Consider the following 16577-nt stretch of genomic DNA (forward strand, 5'->3'; position numbering starts at 1 on the left):
TAGCGCAGGCCTTCAAGCCGACCTTTGGAATCACATTCACGCAACATGAACCCCTTGTGCGAACTAAACCATGGATCAAACCATTGATGGCTACCGCGTCGTTCGCCAGTACACCATTGAAGAAGCGGAGACAGAGTACGCCGTCAAAATTCGTGGCAAATTCGTCCCCTTTGGCTACCGCAACGAACAATGGCGCAAACTGCGCGCCCAAATGCAGGAAGGTGATCAGCTCTGGCTAGCTTCTTCGCCTGACGAAGAATGGGATGCGCTAATGGGATTCGAGGGCATCTTACTCGTTCGAAACGGACACGTTGTCAACAGTTTCGTCACGAAAATGAACTGATATGATGTTAGCAGCAGACGGGATGTTTCTAACGGTTCAATCGCTGGCTATTAGTGCAGGCGATAACCATGCGGTGAACGGGAGCCGCCGATGACGCGGGATGGTTGTTGGATTTCGGGGCCTACGGTTCCTGACCCTCATTTCCCAATTCTGGTCGTCGTGGTTCCATGTTAGAAAGCTCATATGATATACGCCCCGTCTGAAAGTTCTTGACTAGTACTCGGCAAAACATTAAGATCATCTATCACTTAAGCTCAAATGATGAAGTCTGGAGGACGGACCAAGGCGGGTTTCTCCTGTCTTAAATCGCTGATGTACTCCGTTTTTACTCCCCCGCCTGGGGGGGGCATTTGCCTGTAGCGAAACGTCAGGCACACCTGTAGAGGAGAGAGAAAATGGATCAATACATCGCAATAGAAAACGTCAGGATTTTTGATGGAAAGAAGCACTCGCTTCAACAGGGCAGTGTCCTGGTCAAGGACAATCTTATTGAGGAAGTTACTCAGGGCAAGCTGGAGAAACCGGAAGGTACGATCTCCATTGATGGAGGTGGACGAATTCTCTCTCCAGGGTTTATCGCCACCCACGAGCACATCATTCTGGCTGGCGGCCTGAGCGATCAAGACCAACCTCATTGGGGTTATCAAGGAGCCTGGGCGGCCGCCTTCGCGAAAAAGTGGATCGACTGGGGTTTCACCACTATTCGCAGCGCTGGCGGAGCCGACTATGGAACGAAGAGAGCCATAGACGAGGGCATCATCCCCGGGCCTCGCATTTACCCATCCGGAGCGTTCCTGAGTGTGACCTGCGGTCACGGAGACTGGCGCCGCTACAATACTCTTCATCCGAAATTCGGAGGTGCACGCACACCCGCAGAGATTCTGGGTCACACTATCATTGCCGATGGCGACGCGGATCTCATGGCGGCTAGTCGAGAGAACTTTCGCTACGGAGCAACCCAACTAAAAGTCATGGCCAATGGCGGAGTCTCTTCAGAGTACGATCCCCTGGACACGTTTGGTTTCACAGAAGAAGAACTCATTGCTGTTGTCAAGGTCGCTGAAAACTTCAATAGCTACGTGATGGCCCACACCTATCGCTCCGACACTACCCAACGTGCTCTTCGCTGCGGTATCAAGTCCATCGAACACGGTATGTTGTGCGACGAGGAGACCGTTCAGATGATGGCGAGTGAAGGCGCGTATCTATCGACTCAAGCAGCAGCCGCGACCATCCTTTTTGCCGAAGAGAACATTCCTCCATTCTTCAATCCGGACCAAAAGAGAAAGGCTCGTATGGTTCGCGACGGCTTCGGGAACCTTGTGAATTATGCCAAAGCGCACAACGTGAAATGCTCGTTCTCCACAGATCTTTGCTTGAGTGCTTCAGCTATCAATCTGATCCCTTTGGAGTGGACTGCCCGTCAAGACTACTGGACACCGTTCGAGATTCTTGAGCAGGCGACATCCATTTCAGCAGATTTGTGCGAACTGTGCGGCCCTCGTAATCCCTATGGCAAGCTCGGAGTAGTGCAGAAGGGCGCGCTGGCAGATCTGGTGGTGATCGACGGCAATGCTCACGAAGATATCACGTTGCTCTCGAAGCCTCACGAGTCCCTTAAGTTGATCATGAAAGACGGGGACCTTCATAAGAATGAGCTTGGTAGCTCGGCCGCGCCTGTACCTAAGATGGAGAAGACATCGGCTCGAGACCTCCTTGAAGGCCTTTCCGACGAGCAGGTGCACATACTTGTGGAGATAGCCAGGCGCAGTCAACAACAGACAGTTTAATTTGTCTTTGTCCGATCCGGGGTCGGCGTGATGACCCTGGTAGCAAAATAGTTCGACTAGAAGTTGTACTGAATCCCGGTTTGAAAACGACCGGCCGAAGTTGATGCGCCGCCAGCATTCACTCGCCGGCCCGTCTGATACTCCATGCCAAGCATGGAAATTCGCTTTGCATATTCTTTGGGAAAGTGGATTCCGAATCAGTGAGGTGTTGGAATTTTCGTGGGATGATGATCAGAAGATTCACCCAATGTGGGATGATCGTCAATCTTCTCACAACACAGTGATTGTTCCACCTTCTCAGAAGAATGGACGATTGCAGGAAATCCCGATGCTCCCAGGTCTCAAAGAGATTTTATTGAATGTTCCAGAAAATGACCGGCAAGGATATGTAGTCAATCTGGAATTGAAGCGAAAACGGAATGAGCAGTTATCGATTGGCTGTATCAGTCGAACAATTGCTCAAATCGGCAAGGAAGCCAATGTGGTTGTGACGAAGGAAAACGAGTCGACCGGGATACGAGCTAAATATGCAAGTGCTCACGATCTCCGTCGAGGATGTGCCGCAAGATTGATGAATTCTGGAGTCTCAGCCGAGACGTTGAAAGTGATCATGCGACATGCCGATTTCGCGACCACGGAAAAGCATTATGGAGCCATTCGTTCTGCCCAAGCGGCAGGGGATGAACTCCAAGAGAAGCTGAAATCGAAAACCAAGAAATCAGCATTAGTAGGGGGATAGATGGGGGGAACTTGCGGTTCCTTTTATCGCCTGATTATCCCGAGAGTTCGTAAGTCGTTGCTATTTAACGACTTTTAATTACACCCAGTAGGATTCGAACCTACAACCTTCGGTTCCGAAGACCGATGCTCTATCCAATTGAGCTATGGGTGCCTGAATGGAAGCTTAACAGATTTTTGTGGGATTTCCAGTTCGAATACCATTTCAAATTCGCAATATTTTGAGCTCTTGAGATCTGATCGATTCTCTGGACGTTCTGGAACGGGAATCGTTCTATTTGAGTCAGACGATATCGTTCAGGTTCGCGGGATTTCTGTAGTTTGGGGCTCAAATGTGATTTCGAGATCGGCGATATCGAAACTTTCGATTTCAGGCCTGTTCCGGCTCACGATCCGAAACGAGGATCCGTTTTCTTTTCACGTCCGTCAGGCTACTATACTGACTACCACCGTTACCGCTCCACTCTTCATGGAGGCGTGATGAATGATCATTCAGAGCATAATCATGACAAGCAGAAAAAAGACTTCTATCAGCGATATGGGGAGTATTTCGCAGTCCTTTTGATGTTACTGTGGCAGGTTGTCCTAGCGACTGCAGTAACCCTGTTCGTTACCGTACTCGTCATTGCAGCTGGAGTATTCGCGTTATACATCACCTGCTCGATGGCGTTTCAAAGCATGCATTGAATTTGAGTGAACCGATGGATTCTGTCGAAAAATTGATCAAAAAGATCGTACTGATAATGTATGCGGTATTCATCGCTTCGCTGGCAATGATGATCTTTGCCTGTGTATTCCTCGCAGTGATATCAACATTTTTTTCTTTTTCAGGTATAGGAACTTTCTCTTTATTGGTGAGCATATTCCCTGGTGTTTACATGTTTTTGAAAGTTATGAGGCAATCAAAGTACGATAATCAATTTGAGCAAATTAAATATGAAACAGAACATGCCGAGGACATCTGATAAGGTTGTGATGCAGGAATCGGACGTTCCCTTCACCCACAAAGTAATGAAAGTGCTTTTTTATATTTTCGGGGGTTTGATCACTCTGCTGGCTGCGATCATTGCAGGAGGGATTACCTGTACGATGAGTTATTTTGCAGCGATTGAACTCAAAATTATGGAACCGCAAATGTATGTCAATCCAACCTTACTGTACTGGTCAATCGCGTGTGGCGTGGTGGTGGGAGGAATTGTTTTCACGACTATCTATGCAAAACGCTATCTGGGAGATAAAAACAGGTTACTCCAGTGTTCTTGAGTTTTGATACTGAATAAATCAATTATGAATGACAATGAAACGACGAAACCTGAGAAACGAGTAGAGGCACCGCGCAGGGAGGAGACTCATGTTGAATTTAGCTTTTCAAAAGTTCTGATTACAATATTTGGAGTAATCGCGTCCTTGATATCGGCGGTAATTGCTGGGGGACTGTCCTGCACGGCTGGTTTAATGATTTCAGACTTCCATATTGATGCTCAGAATCAGAGCATCTACTTGCAATTGAGTCTCTTGTTAGGGCTCGTGGTTGCCATCGTGGTGTTTGTAGCTCTTATGATGTTCATAAAGAAAAATTCATCCGAATCGTAAGAGTAAGCTACTAAAGCATATTCAAAAATCACCTGTAGCTTTTAGAAGGAGCAAACACAGCGTTTTCAGGTCATTTAGTGTTCAAGCGACTGCAGAAACCATTTGAAAATGGTCTAAAGGATTCTCATGGTACTTCCCCTGCGAGATTACACGTTTATCGGCACAACACAGAGTCTTTGTCCGACTTGTCTGAAGTTGCTGCCGGCGAAGATAATCGTACGGAATCAACGGGTCTATTTTCGGAAGTCGTGCGGGGAGTGTGGAGAGCGGGAAGATTTTGTTTGTTCGGATGTGGCCTATTTCGACAAGCTCGAACATTCTGTTCCCGCAAAACTTCCTCGGCAGGTGGGGGTCGAGCCTAAGAAAGGTTGTCCATACGATTGCGGTCTCTGTACAGAACACGAACAGCATACCTGTGTTGGTCTGGTCGAAGTCACTTCTTCCTGTAATTTGACCTGTCCGATGTGCTTTGCCTCCAGTTCGCCCAAAGGGAAGCATTTGTCTTTGGACGATTGCAAAAAAGCGATTGATCGTCTGGTGGAAACGGAAGGTCAACCGGAGTTGATGCAGCTTTCGGGAGGGGAGCCGACGTTGCATCCTCAGTTTCTGGAAATCCTCGATTACGCAGTTTCTCAACCGATTGACTTCGTGCAGATTAATACGAATGGGGTCCGTTTCGGTCACGATCCAAAATTGATTGAAGCAGTGGCCAGGCATCGTGAACGAGTCGAGATTTTCTTTCAGTTAGATGGACTCCGACCTGAAGTGACTCAAAAGCTACGTGGCGAAGATCTGCTCCCATTGAAACTGAAAGCGATTGAGGCATTGGGGAAGGCGAATTTGAATGTGACGCTGGGTGTGACATTGCAAGGAGGCGTGAACGATGATCAGCTGGGGCCGCTCATACAGTTTGCTAAAGAACGTCCCTGGATTGGGGGGATCAATTTTCAGCCTGCGACTTACTCCGGCAGGCACGAACTTCCGGAAACTCTGGAAAACCGGATGACGTTTCCCGATGTTATTAAGGGGATAGCCGCGCAGACGGAGGGAATGTTTGCGGAAGAAGATTTCCGTCCGCTGCCGTGTGCTCACCCGAACTGCCACAGTCTGGCCTACGCGTTTCGCTTTGGAGGCGACTTTCTTCCGATCAACCGTCTGATCAATATTGACGAGCATATGGACTTGCTCGCCAATGGAATATGCCTTACTCGCGAAAAGGCAAAGCAGTTAGTAAGTACTTATTTGAGTCGGCTGACTTCGAGTTGCGGTTCTAGCTGTGGCTGCGATACCGGACTGATTGAACTGGAGGCCTCTTTTCGTGAGAAGCCGGAGTTGATCAAGGCGGCTGAAGAATTCTTTGCTGGAGTGATGGGAGAGAAAGTCGGGGCTCAGCAGGCGTTTCGAATTACGATCACTTCGTTTCTGGATGCATACAATTTTGATGTCCGCAGACTGATGAAATGCTGTACGCACCATGTTTTGCCGAGCGGCCATATCATTCCGTTTTGCGCTTATAATGTGTTGTATCGTGAAGGGCATGTGCCTCTACCAGAGTTGACGGCTGCCTTATCTCTTTCAGAAAGCCCGGCTACCACATGACTTGGCTTTATCCTGTCATTATGCTGGCAGCGATTGTCTGCACTTCGCTTTTATTGAGACGATCTCAAAGCCAACTCCCGTTGACTCGTCAGCAGAAATTCGCTGTGGGACTGGGAGCGTTCTGTGGCGCGATGATCGGTGCAAAATTACCATTCGCGATTGCTCATGCGGAAGGGGTTTGGGCATTAACATCCTGGATATCCCACGGCAAGACAATTATTTGCGGACTAGTCGGAGGATACTTCGGAGTTGAACTTGCCAAATGGATGACCGATGTCAAAGTCAAAACCGGCGATTCGTTTGCGGTGCCAGTCGCTGTCGGAATTGCGATCGGGAGGCTGGCCTGTTTTCAAGCCGGCTGCTGTTATGGAACTCCCACAGATTTGCCTTGGGGAATACAATTTCCGACCGCTCCTGTGCCAATTTTACCTCGACATCCGACACAGATTTATGAATTCAGTTTCCATCTGATCGCCGCTATTGTGTTGTATGTGCTCCATTCATATAGACTGTTTCGCGGTCAACTGATGAAGTTGTATATTATCAGTTATCTGGGGTATCGATTTTTGACAGAATGGATTCGACCAGAACCGATCTGGTATGGAAGTCTGACTGCATATCAATGGGCCTGTCTGGTTCTCATCCCCTTGTTTATGTTGCTCTGGATGCACGATGCCCAACAGCAAAGGAGTGTTAGCGAAATTTAATCCATCAACCCCAGGATAATATCTTCGATGAATTTCTTCACCTGCCTGGAATCCAATTTGTCCTCAGACCTCAACTTTCATCAAGATGCACTAAAAGAGCTTTTTTAAAACCTCTTGATAATATTGTCACGACTTCATGGACAACATTCAGACATTATGAATAATGTGATAATGTCAAATTCATTGTTACTATTTAGAGCGTCAATATCTACACCATGAATAAGTATTATGCGGAAATCATCGGAACATTTGCCCTCGTCTTTGCCGGGACGGGTGCGATTGTCGTGAACGATGTTGCGGGCGGTTCCATCACACATGTCGGAATTGCATTAACATTCGGGCTGATTGTGATGTCGATGATATATGCAATTGGAGATATATCGGGGGCGCATATCAATCCTGCAGTCACAATCGCATTCTGGATAGCCGGGCGTTTTGAACTGAAATTTGTTGGTCCCTATCTCATCAGCCAATTGATTGGCGCCTTCGCGGCCAGTGGGTTGCTTCGCGTTCTCTTTCTGGATCATGTTACATTGGGTGCCACACTTCCTGCAGGTCCCTGGTGGCAGTCATTCATATTTGAAATCGTGCTGACTTTTCTGCTGATGTTCGTGATACTCAATGTGACTGTCGGAGCCAAAGAGAAGGGCATTATGGCAGGAGCCGCGATCGGAAGTGTTGTGGCGCTGGAAGCGATGTTTGCTGGACCAATCTGCGGAGCCTCGATGAATCCGGCACGCTCAATTGCACCGGCTGTCGTCAGTGGAGAGTTACAGTATTTCTGGCTCTACCTGATCGCCCCGACTCTCGGAGCATTGTTGGCAATTCCTGTCAGCCAATGTATTCAAAATGATGAAACTCAATCCACACAATCACCTTTGGAAGAAAGTTAATCTCATGAAACGCGTTTTGATCCTCTGTACTGGCAACTCCTGCCGCTCTCAAATGGCAGAAGCACTCTGGGAGTCACTTGGGAAGGGAGCCTGGGAGTCGGAATCGGCTGGTTCTAAACCCTCCGGTTATGTTCACCCACTGGCCATCAAAGCGATGCAGGAACTGGAGATCGATATTTCCCGCCATCAAAGCAAGTCGCTCGAACAGTTCAAGGATCAGAACTTCGATCTGGTCGTCACTGTTTGCGACAATGCGAAAGAATCTTGTCCTGTATTCACGGGTGCTCAGCAAACTTACCACTGGCCATTTGACGATCCTGCTGATGCAACGGGAACGGAAGAGGAGCAGATGGTTTTCTTTCGACGTGTCCGCGATGAAATTCAAGAAAAAATCTCTACTTATTTGAATACAAACTCTTAAACTTTATGCCGCCCGTTCCTGATCACACCACTGAGCATTCTGAATCCAATCTTCTATTTCAAGGCGATCAGGAATTTTTCCACTGCGAATCACACGCTGGCCTTCTGGTGAAGCCGCGTATTCTGAAATGAGAGGATGCAAATCATCCACGGTTGAGGCACACAAATCCTGATAGGATTCCACGCCTACTCCGGTCAGTAGTTGTACATCATGTGCACGCAAGCCGGGCACCATACACATGAGTTGTGTTTGCTGTTGCCAGGTGATAACCAACTCCAGATTGATCCAGCGAGTATTCAATTTTTGTACGATCGATTCCGGCTCGGACTCCAGAAACTCTCCAACGGTTTTGATTCCAATTTTCTTAAACCGGGAGGCTGTTTTTGGACCAATTGATGGGGCATCGACAATGGGCGAATCGGGATCGAGATGAGTCACCTCAGAATGATTCGGAGAGTCTTCATCCAGATCCTCATCGTCACTGGCTGATTCAACAGAATTGTTTGAATGAACTGGTTTGGCTCCGAATGGTTCAGCATCCTGAATGAATGGATCGACAATGGTCTCTTCCTGATCAACAGGATGAATCTTGGGCGGGGATTTGACTTTTTCCGAAGTGCCGCTGACTTTGATTTTTGGTTTCATCGAACTGACCTGCTCGCCTGAAGTCTCCGCTTCTCCTCGACGATACTTTTCAATCAGCGTCGCAATGACTCGATTTTCTTCCGGTAAATTCTCAACCACATCTCCCGTCTGTTTTAGTTCGTTGTAAATGCGAGTCACAACTTTTCGCTCGGCACTGTCGGCCATGTTCTTTGTGATCCAGAAAACGGGAATCGTCGCCTGTGATAACGCTGAGTGCAAAGAGAGCGAAACCGCAGGGGGTTGCTGACCACATTCTTTCAAGCATCGCTCCAAGACCAGCGAAAGTGAAACCGCTGCCCGTCCCAGAATTTTCGCGAAGTCTTTCGCTAACTCTTCATCGAGTCCGGAAGGGGGATCTTTGGCACCGCGATCAAAATTATAATTCTTGACGACACTCTCATAATCCTGATTTGCCAGTCCTGCTTCTGTCTGGATGAGTTCCTCAAGCCAGTTGTCACTTTTAGAAATTGTGATGCTCGGAAAGCCACCAAGATCTTCTTCCAGAATGTCGATCAATTCATCATAGCTGCAGCTCACGCTCCATTCGCAGGCACGATGAATGATTGTTTCCGCTTTGGACTGGCCGGTGTGCAGGGGACAGAAAACATCTGTCAGATAGTGACTCATCACTCCAGCCGAATAAACCCCGGCTGACCATTGACGATCGGCAAACTGCTGACGAGCCTTCGCGTACCATTCCTGGGTCGCTTTAACAGCTCCCCCCCAGTAGTTCTCCTGGACATGCAACACATGATTTCGGAAGTCCCTGAACTTTTTGTCGGGATCTTTTGAGCCGGTCAAATAAGGTTCAATACTTTTCAGAAACAGATTCCGCCAGTTCTCAGACTGATCACCCGACAACAATCGCAACGCCTCCATGGCCAGCTTATGATGCGTACCTTTGCACTTCCAGGCGTAGAGGGTCCGGTAATAAAGCGACATGGTGATGGGAATCGTTAGAAAAGGTATTGCGGGAGAGAAGGGAGGGGAGAGCATGATCGTCAAAAAGCACGATGCAGGCAATGCGAGACGCAACGTTGTAATCTCTACCATTGCAGTAAAAAGTAAAGAGCGTAAGGTTGCTTCAACGGGTGAGTAACGGCACTTCCCGGTAGAATTGTGATCGCGACCACGTATCTTGGCATTTTTTCAACGTGACGTTGACGAATTAAAAAACGTGACAAGCGACTGATTGTATGCACATTGCGGACGTTATGTCCTGAATTGTTGCCAGATGGTATACGACTTAAACGCCCAACTAGCAAAACGCCCCACTTTTCGTCCGGCAAAAGCAATGGCAGCCGACAGGAGACGGAGATTTGCTCTTTGACCGCTCTCGTGATCGTAAATGTTTGGTTGCCGATCAAGCCCGGCTGTAACGTTTCTAAGTCCTGTGAGAATTCGGAGCCTTGAATCTTTTTAGCAACACACACTTCGAGGCTCGAAGTTGAAAAAAGTAAACTAGGCTTCAGCATCAGAAATGCTACCGGAGCAACAACATATATTCTAACTTGTGTGCGCGGACTAGGGCGACATTAGCGGGCGTAGTGCATTCGTCTTGCTAGTCCTTGGAACTAGTGGATCGTTCCATCTAAACATGCGGGTTAAAAATCTCAAACGTAGACGAAAGTGGTGGATTCAATTTTGAAATGCACGGGTTGATGGAAAAAGAGTGACATTCGTGAGATGGTTTGTTTTGACCAAACGACCATCAATCCTACTAAGAAGAAATCACGAATGTCACACACGCATCTTACTGCTGAGGAACGTGATTCCATAGCGCACATGCACGCCCTGGGACACTCTCGAATAGAAATTGCGCGCGAGTTATCCCGAGACCCCAGCACGATCTCCCGAGAACTGCGGCGGAATTCGGATGCGACCGGGAAGTATTTCGCCGGGAAAGCCGACCGCAAAGCGCGACGGCGTCGACAACTCTGCAAACTCCCCTGGAAACTCAACCACGCTCCGCTCAAAGAATTCCTGCTCGATAAGTTGTCTCTCAAGTGGTCGCCGGAACAGATTGCAGGTCAACTCTTGCGACTGCATCCTCGGGAGGCCAGAATGCGAATATCCATTGAGACGATTTACGCCTGGATCAAAGCAAACAAAAAGCAGGGCGGCAACATCTACAGGCAGCTGCGTCAATCGAGAAAGAAACGCCGCAAACGCTACGGCACAGGGATCTCCAGACGATGCGACCCGACCAAAAAGCCAATGGATCAGCGACCGGTTTCTGCACGCAATCGTTCGCGGATCGGGCACTGGGAATCGGATACCATCGAGGGTCAAAAGGGGACCGGCTACATTGTCACGCATGTCGAACGCAAGACCGGCTATCTTGTGGCGAGCTATCTGCCGGACAAGAAAGCATCGACGTTGAACGCGGCTTCGGTGTTTGCGTTTGAGGGGTTGCCATCGTCATTGATTCGAACTTTGACGACGGACAACGGGAGTGAGTTTTCGGGTCATCGAGAGTTGGAGCAAGCCCTGCATTGTGCGATCTATTTTGCTCCGGCTCGCCAGCCGTGGCAACGCGGCCAGAATGAGAACACCAACGGGCTTCTGCGGCAATACTTCCTGAAGGGGAGCGATTTCCGTAAACTGAAAGCCGAGGATATTCAAGCGGCTGTGATGGAGTTGAACAACCGGCCTCGCAAAAAGTACCAATTCAAATCACCACACGAACTGTTCGAACCCAAAACCCGTGCATTTCAAAATTGAATCCACCAGTGCCTGTACTTTCGTCGAATTCGCGGATCACAACACGAAATCTAAGCTGGAATGCAGCACGAGTGCGACTTCCCGACTAATAATTTGGATTCATGATGTTATCAAGCACGACAACGGAGTGCGTTTCAGTTATTTGAGGCCCAAATCTAAGCCCTGAAAGGGCGCGAGTCGGTTACCAAATACGTGTCCGGTTTTTGGTTGTTCGATTACTAAATCAAAATAGACAAACAATGGAAGAAACATACAATTGTGGAGTCCAAGATTAGCATCGAGAGTCCCCCAACGTCTCGCAGAATAGCGGCCTTGTTACGGCAAAATCAACTCGGCAATATCATCGCAGTCGACCGTTTGTTTGTAGGGCTGATGGTTGCGCAGTGGGTGACAGCAATTGCGGCGACCGTATTCTTATCGCCAACGACATGGATCGGTACAACATCTGTAACATCCCTGCATGTCTGGACTGCTGTACTATTGGGGGGAGCGATCAGCAGTCTCCCAGTTTTCCTGGGGCTAAAATATCCTGGACGCCCGTTGACGCGGTACGTCATAGCGTTGTCCCAAGTGCTGTGGTCATCGCTGTTGATTTATCTCACCGGCGGACGCATCGAGACATATTTCCACATTTTCGTATCGTTGGCATTTTTATCATTCTATCGGGAATGGAAGCTCCTGGTCGTCCCGGCCATTTTCTTGACCCTCGATCATCTGATTCTCGGTGCTTTGTGGCCTCAGTCCGTGTATGGCGTCTTTATTGAGGGTCCGCTCCGCTGGATTGAACACACAACCTGGATCATATTTGAAGTCGTGATCCTTGCGATCGGCTGTCGCCGCAGTCAGGCAGCAATGCGAATCAGCGCTGAGTACCAAGAACAACTTACAAGAACGAACAGTCACATTGAGCAGCTAGTTCAGGAACGCACGCATGAACTGAGCCTCAATCAGCAGAAGCTCAGTACGACCCAAGCCCGTTTGCAGGCAATGCTTGATTCAACTCTCGATCCGATGATCACCATCAACTGTCGGGGTATTGTCCAAACTGCGAGCAATTCAGTTGAAACGGTGTTTGGCTGGAAACCAATCGAACTGATCGGACAGAACATCAAAGTCTTGATGCCAGAGCCGTACCGTTCCAATCACGATGGATACCTGTCCCGCTACCAACAAACCGGCAAGTCCAAACTCCTGGGACAACCACGAGAATTGAATGCCATGCATCGGGACGGAACAGTATTCCCCTGCCTGTTGACGCTTTGGAAAGTCGAAATTCCGGATCAGTCCGAACCGCTGTTTATGGGAATTCTTCGTAATATTTCTGAACAGAAGCTATTGATGACTCAACTGCATGAGAACGCGTATCATGATGTGTTGACTGGGCTGCCCAACCGATTATCAATTCTAGACTCCATCCAGGACGCGATTGATCAAAAAAAGGACGATCACTTCGCTCTACTGTTTCTGGATTTTGACGGGTTCAAACTGATCAACGACAGTCTTGGGCATGAGGTGGGAGATGAATTGCTGAAAGCGATCGCAACCCGCCTCAGAAGCGATTTGCGTGTAACGGATAAAGTTCAGGCCGCCCGTCTGGGCGGGGACGAATTCGTAGTTCTGCTCATGGGGCTGACCTCACCGGCTGATTCGATCGCCGTTACAGAGCGGCTTCTAAAAGTTCTTTCCGAGAGCTATAAATTGGGAGATCATACAATCTATTCCTCAGCGAGCATTGGCATTGTCAACAGCGAGGATCGATTTGAAAAGGCCTCTGAAATGCTCCGCGACGCCGATATGGCAATGTACGAGGCCAAGGCAGCGGGGAAGGCATGCTTTGCAGTCTTCGATCATACCTTGCATAGCAAAGCCAAGCTCCGGCTTCAAATCGAAAATGGATTACGCCAAGCAATTGAATTGAATGAACTTTTTCTTGCCTACCAACCGATCATCTCGCTGGAAACCGGCCGTCTGTCCGGGGTGGAGGCACTATTGCGATGGGTACACCCTGAACTTGGCAATATCAACCCAGATAAATTCATCTCCATCGCCGAAGAGACGGGGATGATCGTTCCCATTGGCCGTTGGGTCATCGATGAAGCATGCCGTCAGTTCGCGGACTGGAAACATTCCCAGTCAGTCGCAACCCGGCCATTGTGTGTTCACGTGAATGTATCTCGTAAGCAACTCTTATCTTCAGATTTTGCTTGGACAGTTGAACAATCACTCGCCAGACATGCCGTTCCACCGGAGTGCCTTCATTTGGAAGTGACTGAGAGCGTGATTATGGACGACCCAGCCTTCATGATTACAGTCCTGAATAATCTTAAACAATTGGGAGTGAAGATCGACATAGACGACTTTGGTACCGGGTACTCGTCATTGTCATGTCTCCATGAATTCCCGATTGACGTTTTGAAAATTGACCGGGCGTTTGTCGCGAATATCGGGAGAGTCTACAACTTTGCTGCATTGTTGCAAGCAATCCTGGCACTAGCAGACAACCTCAATCTGCAAGTGGTGGCTGAAGGGATTGAAGACGCCGATCAACTCGCCCTGCTTCAGGCATTAGGCTGCGAGTATGGACAAGGCTACTTCTTTGCCAAACCAATGCCCGCCGACGAAATCGCGGGCTTTGCAGCCTCGCGACGTAAGACAACCGTTAACGAATACGATGTATTGCCAGGAGGCTTACCGATTGTTGTCCCCGCAGAAAATGTCAACCAGCTTCAAGAGTGCGAGGCGGATGCATGACTCAACAAGAACTTCCTGACGTTTTAGAATGGATTGTGCCGCCAATCGTTGGAGCGAGCCTCGATAAAATCCGGCACATTGCGACTCTGCCTGCTGTCGCGCATAAGATCATGTCTCTTGTCAACGACGTCAACGCAACAGCAAAGGATGTCAACAAGATCATGGCAGCTGATCCAGCATTATGTGCACGGATCCTCAAAGTTGTAAATTCCACATTCTATGGTTTGCCTCAACAGATTGCATCGATCGATCGCGCTGTCATGTTGCTTGGATTCAACGCTGTTAAGAACATCGCAATCGCTGCCAGTCTCGACAAGCTGTTTCGAACAACGAAAATCGGATCTCACTTCGACGCACGCGATCTCTGGGCGCACTCCATCGCGGTCGCGACAGGCGCTCGTGCACTTGCAAAAGATATGCGACTTGCCTTAACCGATGAGGCATTCCTAGCAGGTTTGATTCACGACATCGGAATCACGATCGAGATGCAAGCATGTCCTCAAAAGTTCGCTGACATGACTGAGGTTCTCGCAAGTGAACCAAACCTGGCGTTCCGACAGGTCGAGGAACGTGTCCTAGGTGCGACACATGAATCGTTCGGTGCAGCTCTCTGCAGAAAATGGCAATTTCCTCTGAAACTCGAGCACGTAGTCAGGTTTCATCATAAACCGATGCTGCTTCCCGAATCGGATCGCGTACTGCCGGCAATCATCCATGTCGCGGACATCCTGGCCGCTCGCACAGGAATCGGATATACACGCACCGTAGAAACCGTCCAAGTTGATCAGCAGATACTCAACGAACTAGACCTCAGCGAAGACGACATAGAGGCTGTCGCTGATACACTCCCTGACGCAATCCTGGAAACGCAACAACTCTTCAATGTGTAGAACCGGACCCAGAATTCTGATGTGCCTGAATGTGTAGGTAAGGGAATTGCCTTCCTAAAGAAGCCGTTTTATACCGACACGATCCCTCAGCGAGCCGTGACTTGAAGTGAACACATAGAAATCCTCAGTCCGATTCAGTAACGGCTGCAGAATCCGTTGAACCTAACGTTCTAGTTAAACGATGCGTTTCTTTCCATGATGGACAGTCTACAGTCTTGTGTCGCTCCGGAACATATTGCCAGAAATCCCCCGTCCGATCGAAATAAACCTGTTGCATCCGTTCGAGATGCTTGGTACGAAATTTATCGGCAGCGAGATTCCAGGAAGATCAGTCAGCAACAATAGCCGCCTACTTCGACAGGAGCGAAGTCCGGTATCGTCTGGGCGATTACAGGAGAGCGCAAACGGCTCAACAATTTGTACCGAAAAGATTTGCTCAGACGGCAAGTTTAAGAAAACAGATAATGTGAAAAACGCTTTCGACCGCCTGAGAAAAAAAGAGGACATCAAAAAGCCTCTGAAGTCCTTCAAGAAAACCTCAGCGTCCATGCTACGAGATGAAGAGCGGTTTCAAAATATTGAGGATCTCTTTCTCGGTCACGCGCCTGATAAGATTTCGGGCAAGCACTACACGAAGGTTCCAGGAAAGCTCCTTGATCGCGCTATATCGTGGCTAGAAACGCAGTACGAAATTCCATCAACTGGACTGTCTTTATACGATGAGTCTTTAATTCAGCAGGAATGAAAAAGGGAAAGTCTTTTTACGGGATTGATAATCCAGAGGATCGCTTTCCAAGCGATCCTGACGATTTCTACTTTGATAACGGATACCGGTCATCCTGTTCGATTTCCAACTCGTCACTATCAGTTAACGATCCTGCAACTTTTCCCAGGTCGATGGAAAATATCACTCCCAGGATTCTGGATTGATGCGGGACTGCTCATCGTATTTGTCTGTCGGAAGCTCTTAGATTTTATCGCCCTCCTGATTAATGTTGCTCTTGATCAGCTGGTACTCGTTTGCTAGTGGAACCACCCGAGAGGGAAGTAAATCAGGTTGTCTGGGGCCGCGACCAGTGATCGCCAGAAGCGCCCCGCGATCCTCATTCATGATCGAGATACGAAATACACGAAAAAGTTTCGTGAAACCGTTCAAGCAGCGGGCATGAAAACCAATCCCTTACCGAAAGCCTCACCCAATTTGAATGGTCGGTGCGAACGATTCATCGAGAAAATCAAACTGGAATATCTCAACAAATTCATTGTGTTCGGTAAGAAGCATCTCGATTATCTCACGGACGAATTCACGCAGTATTACAATACGAAACGATCGCACATGGAACGGGATCACCTGCCACCGATTCGCGAGGAGCCTGGTGAAGTGGAGACAATTTCAATCGATCAGATAGAGGTGAAAAAATACGTTGGTGGATTGGTCAAGTCGTTTGAGCGGAAGGCTGCATTATCCAGAAGAATGTAGTTC

General features: G+C 48.6%; 16 protein-coding genes and 1 tRNA gene. 15 read left to right on the forward strand and 2 right to left on the reverse strand.

The window, feature by feature from the left end; genetic code table 11:
- Window positions 1-70 precede the first annotated feature (70 nt).
- From Pan54_RS07785 to Pan54_RS07795, 3 genes are all read left to right on the forward strand, one after another.
- Entirely contained in the window at window positions 71-343 is a 273-nt protein-coding gene (locus Pan54_RS07785; protein WP_146502946.1) for a hypothetical protein, read from the forward strand.
- Between the two features lie 395 nt (window positions 344-738).
- A complete protein-coding gene (locus tag Pan54_RS07790) occupies window positions 739-2133 on the forward strand; it encodes a metal-dependent hydrolase family protein (protein WP_146502947.1) in 1395 nt (464 codons plus the stop codon).
- Window positions 2134-2236: 103 nt separating this feature from the next.
- A complete protein-coding gene (locus tag Pan54_RS07795) occupies window positions 2237-2872 on the forward strand; it encodes a site-specific integrase (RefSeq protein WP_146502948.1) in 636 nt (211 codons plus the stop codon).
- Window positions 2873-2951: 79 nt separating this feature from the next.
- Here Pan54_RS07795 and Pan54_RS07800 read toward each other — a convergent pair.
- A tRNA-Arg gene (locus Pan54_RS07800) sits at window positions 2952-3025 on the reverse strand.
- Between the two features lie 326 nt (window positions 3026-3351).
- Between Pan54_RS07800 and Pan54_RS07805 the strand changes: the two genes are divergently transcribed.
- From Pan54_RS07805 to Pan54_RS07835, 7 genes are all read left to right on the forward strand, one after another.
- On the forward strand, window positions 3352-3558 hold the full coding sequence (locus Pan54_RS07805; protein ID WP_146502949.1) for a hypothetical protein: 207 nt from the start codon (window positions 3352-3354) through the stop codon (window positions 3556-3558).
- A 261-nt stretch (window positions 3559-3819) separates the two neighbouring features.
- The gene (locus Pan54_RS07810) at window positions 3820-4134 is read left to right on the forward strand and encodes a hypothetical protein (RefSeq protein ID WP_146502950.1); all 315 of its coding nucleotides are present in this window, start codon (window positions 3820-3822) and stop codon (window positions 4132-4134) included.
- A 24-nt stretch (window positions 4135-4158) separates the two neighbouring features.
- Window positions 4159-4464 carry a hypothetical protein gene (locus Pan54_RS07815; protein ID WP_146502951.1) on the forward strand — a complete coding sequence of 102 codons (306 nt, stop codon included), beginning with the start codon at window positions 4159-4161 and terminating at the stop codon, window positions 4462-4464.
- Between the two features lie 126 nt (window positions 4465-4590).
- Window positions 4591-6063, forward strand: coding sequence for a radical SAM protein (locus Pan54_RS07820; RefSeq protein WP_207310079.1), 1473 nt, complete (start codon window positions 4591-4593; stop codon window positions 6061-6063).
- Window positions 6060-6770 carry a prolipoprotein diacylglyceryl transferase gene (locus tag Pan54_RS07825; RefSeq protein ID WP_146502953.1) on the forward strand — a complete coding sequence of 237 codons (711 nt, stop codon included), beginning with the start codon at window positions 6060-6062 and terminating at the stop codon, window positions 6768-6770. The genes Pan54_RS07820 and Pan54_RS07825 overlap by 4 nt, the downstream gene beginning before the upstream one ends.
- Window positions 6771-6985: 215 nt before the next feature.
- Entirely contained in the window at window positions 6986-7663 is a 678-nt protein-coding gene (locus Pan54_RS07830; protein WP_207310080.1) for an MIP/aquaporin family protein, read from the forward strand.
- A gap of 4 nt (window positions 7664-7667) precedes the next feature.
- Window positions 7668-8084, forward strand: coding sequence for an arsenate reductase ArsC (locus Pan54_RS07835; protein WP_146502955.1), 417 nt, complete (start codon window positions 7668-7670; stop codon window positions 8082-8084).
- 3 nt (window positions 8085-8087) lie between these two features.
- Here Pan54_RS07835 and Pan54_RS07840 read toward each other — a convergent pair whose 3' ends face one another.
- Window positions 8088-9671: a DUF4332 domain-containing protein gene (locus Pan54_RS07840; RefSeq protein WP_165441658.1), complete on the reverse strand. Its 1584-nt coding sequence runs from the start codon at window positions 9669-9671 to the stop codon at window positions 8088-8090.
- 795 nt (window positions 9672-10466) lie between these two features.
- Here Pan54_RS07840 and Pan54_RS07845 point away from each other — a divergent pair.
- The 5 genes from Pan54_RS07845 (at window position 10467) to Pan54_RS07865 (ending at window position 16574) form a co-directional block, all read left to right on the forward strand.
- Complete coding sequence (locus Pan54_RS07845; RefSeq protein WP_165441826.1) at window positions 10467-11453, forward strand: IS30 family transposase; 987 nt, start codon at window positions 10467-10469, stop codon at window positions 11451-11453.
- A gap of 312 nt (window positions 11454-11765) precedes the next feature.
- On the forward strand, window positions 11766-14204 hold the full coding sequence (locus tag Pan54_RS07850; RefSeq protein ID WP_146502957.1) for a putative bifunctional diguanylate cyclase/phosphodiesterase: 2439 nt from the start codon (window positions 11766-11768) through the stop codon (window positions 14202-14204).
- Complete coding sequence (locus tag Pan54_RS07855) at window positions 14201-15094, forward strand: HDOD domain-containing protein (protein WP_146502958.1); 894 nt, start codon at window positions 14201-14203, stop codon at window positions 15092-15094. The genes Pan54_RS07850 and Pan54_RS07855 overlap by 4 nt, the downstream gene beginning before the upstream one ends.
- A 235-nt stretch (window positions 15095-15329) precedes the next feature.
- The gene (locus Pan54_RS07860) at window positions 15330-15839 is read left to right on the forward strand and encodes a hypothetical protein (protein ID WP_146502959.1); all 510 of its coding nucleotides are present in this window, start codon (window positions 15330-15332) and stop codon (window positions 15837-15839) included.
- 312 nt (window positions 15840-16151) lie between these two features.
- Window positions 16152-16574 carry an integrase core domain-containing protein gene (locus Pan54_RS07865; protein ID WP_146502960.1) on the forward strand — a complete coding sequence of 141 codons (423 nt, stop codon included), beginning with the start codon at window positions 16152-16154 and terminating at the stop codon, window positions 16572-16574.
- Window positions 16575-16577 lie beyond the last annotated feature (3 nt).

The sequence above is a fragment of the Rubinisphaera italica genome, assembly GCF_007859715.1.
Taxonomy (GTDB): domain Bacteria; phylum Planctomycetota; class Planctomycetia; order Planctomycetales; family Planctomycetaceae; genus Rubinisphaera; species Rubinisphaera italica.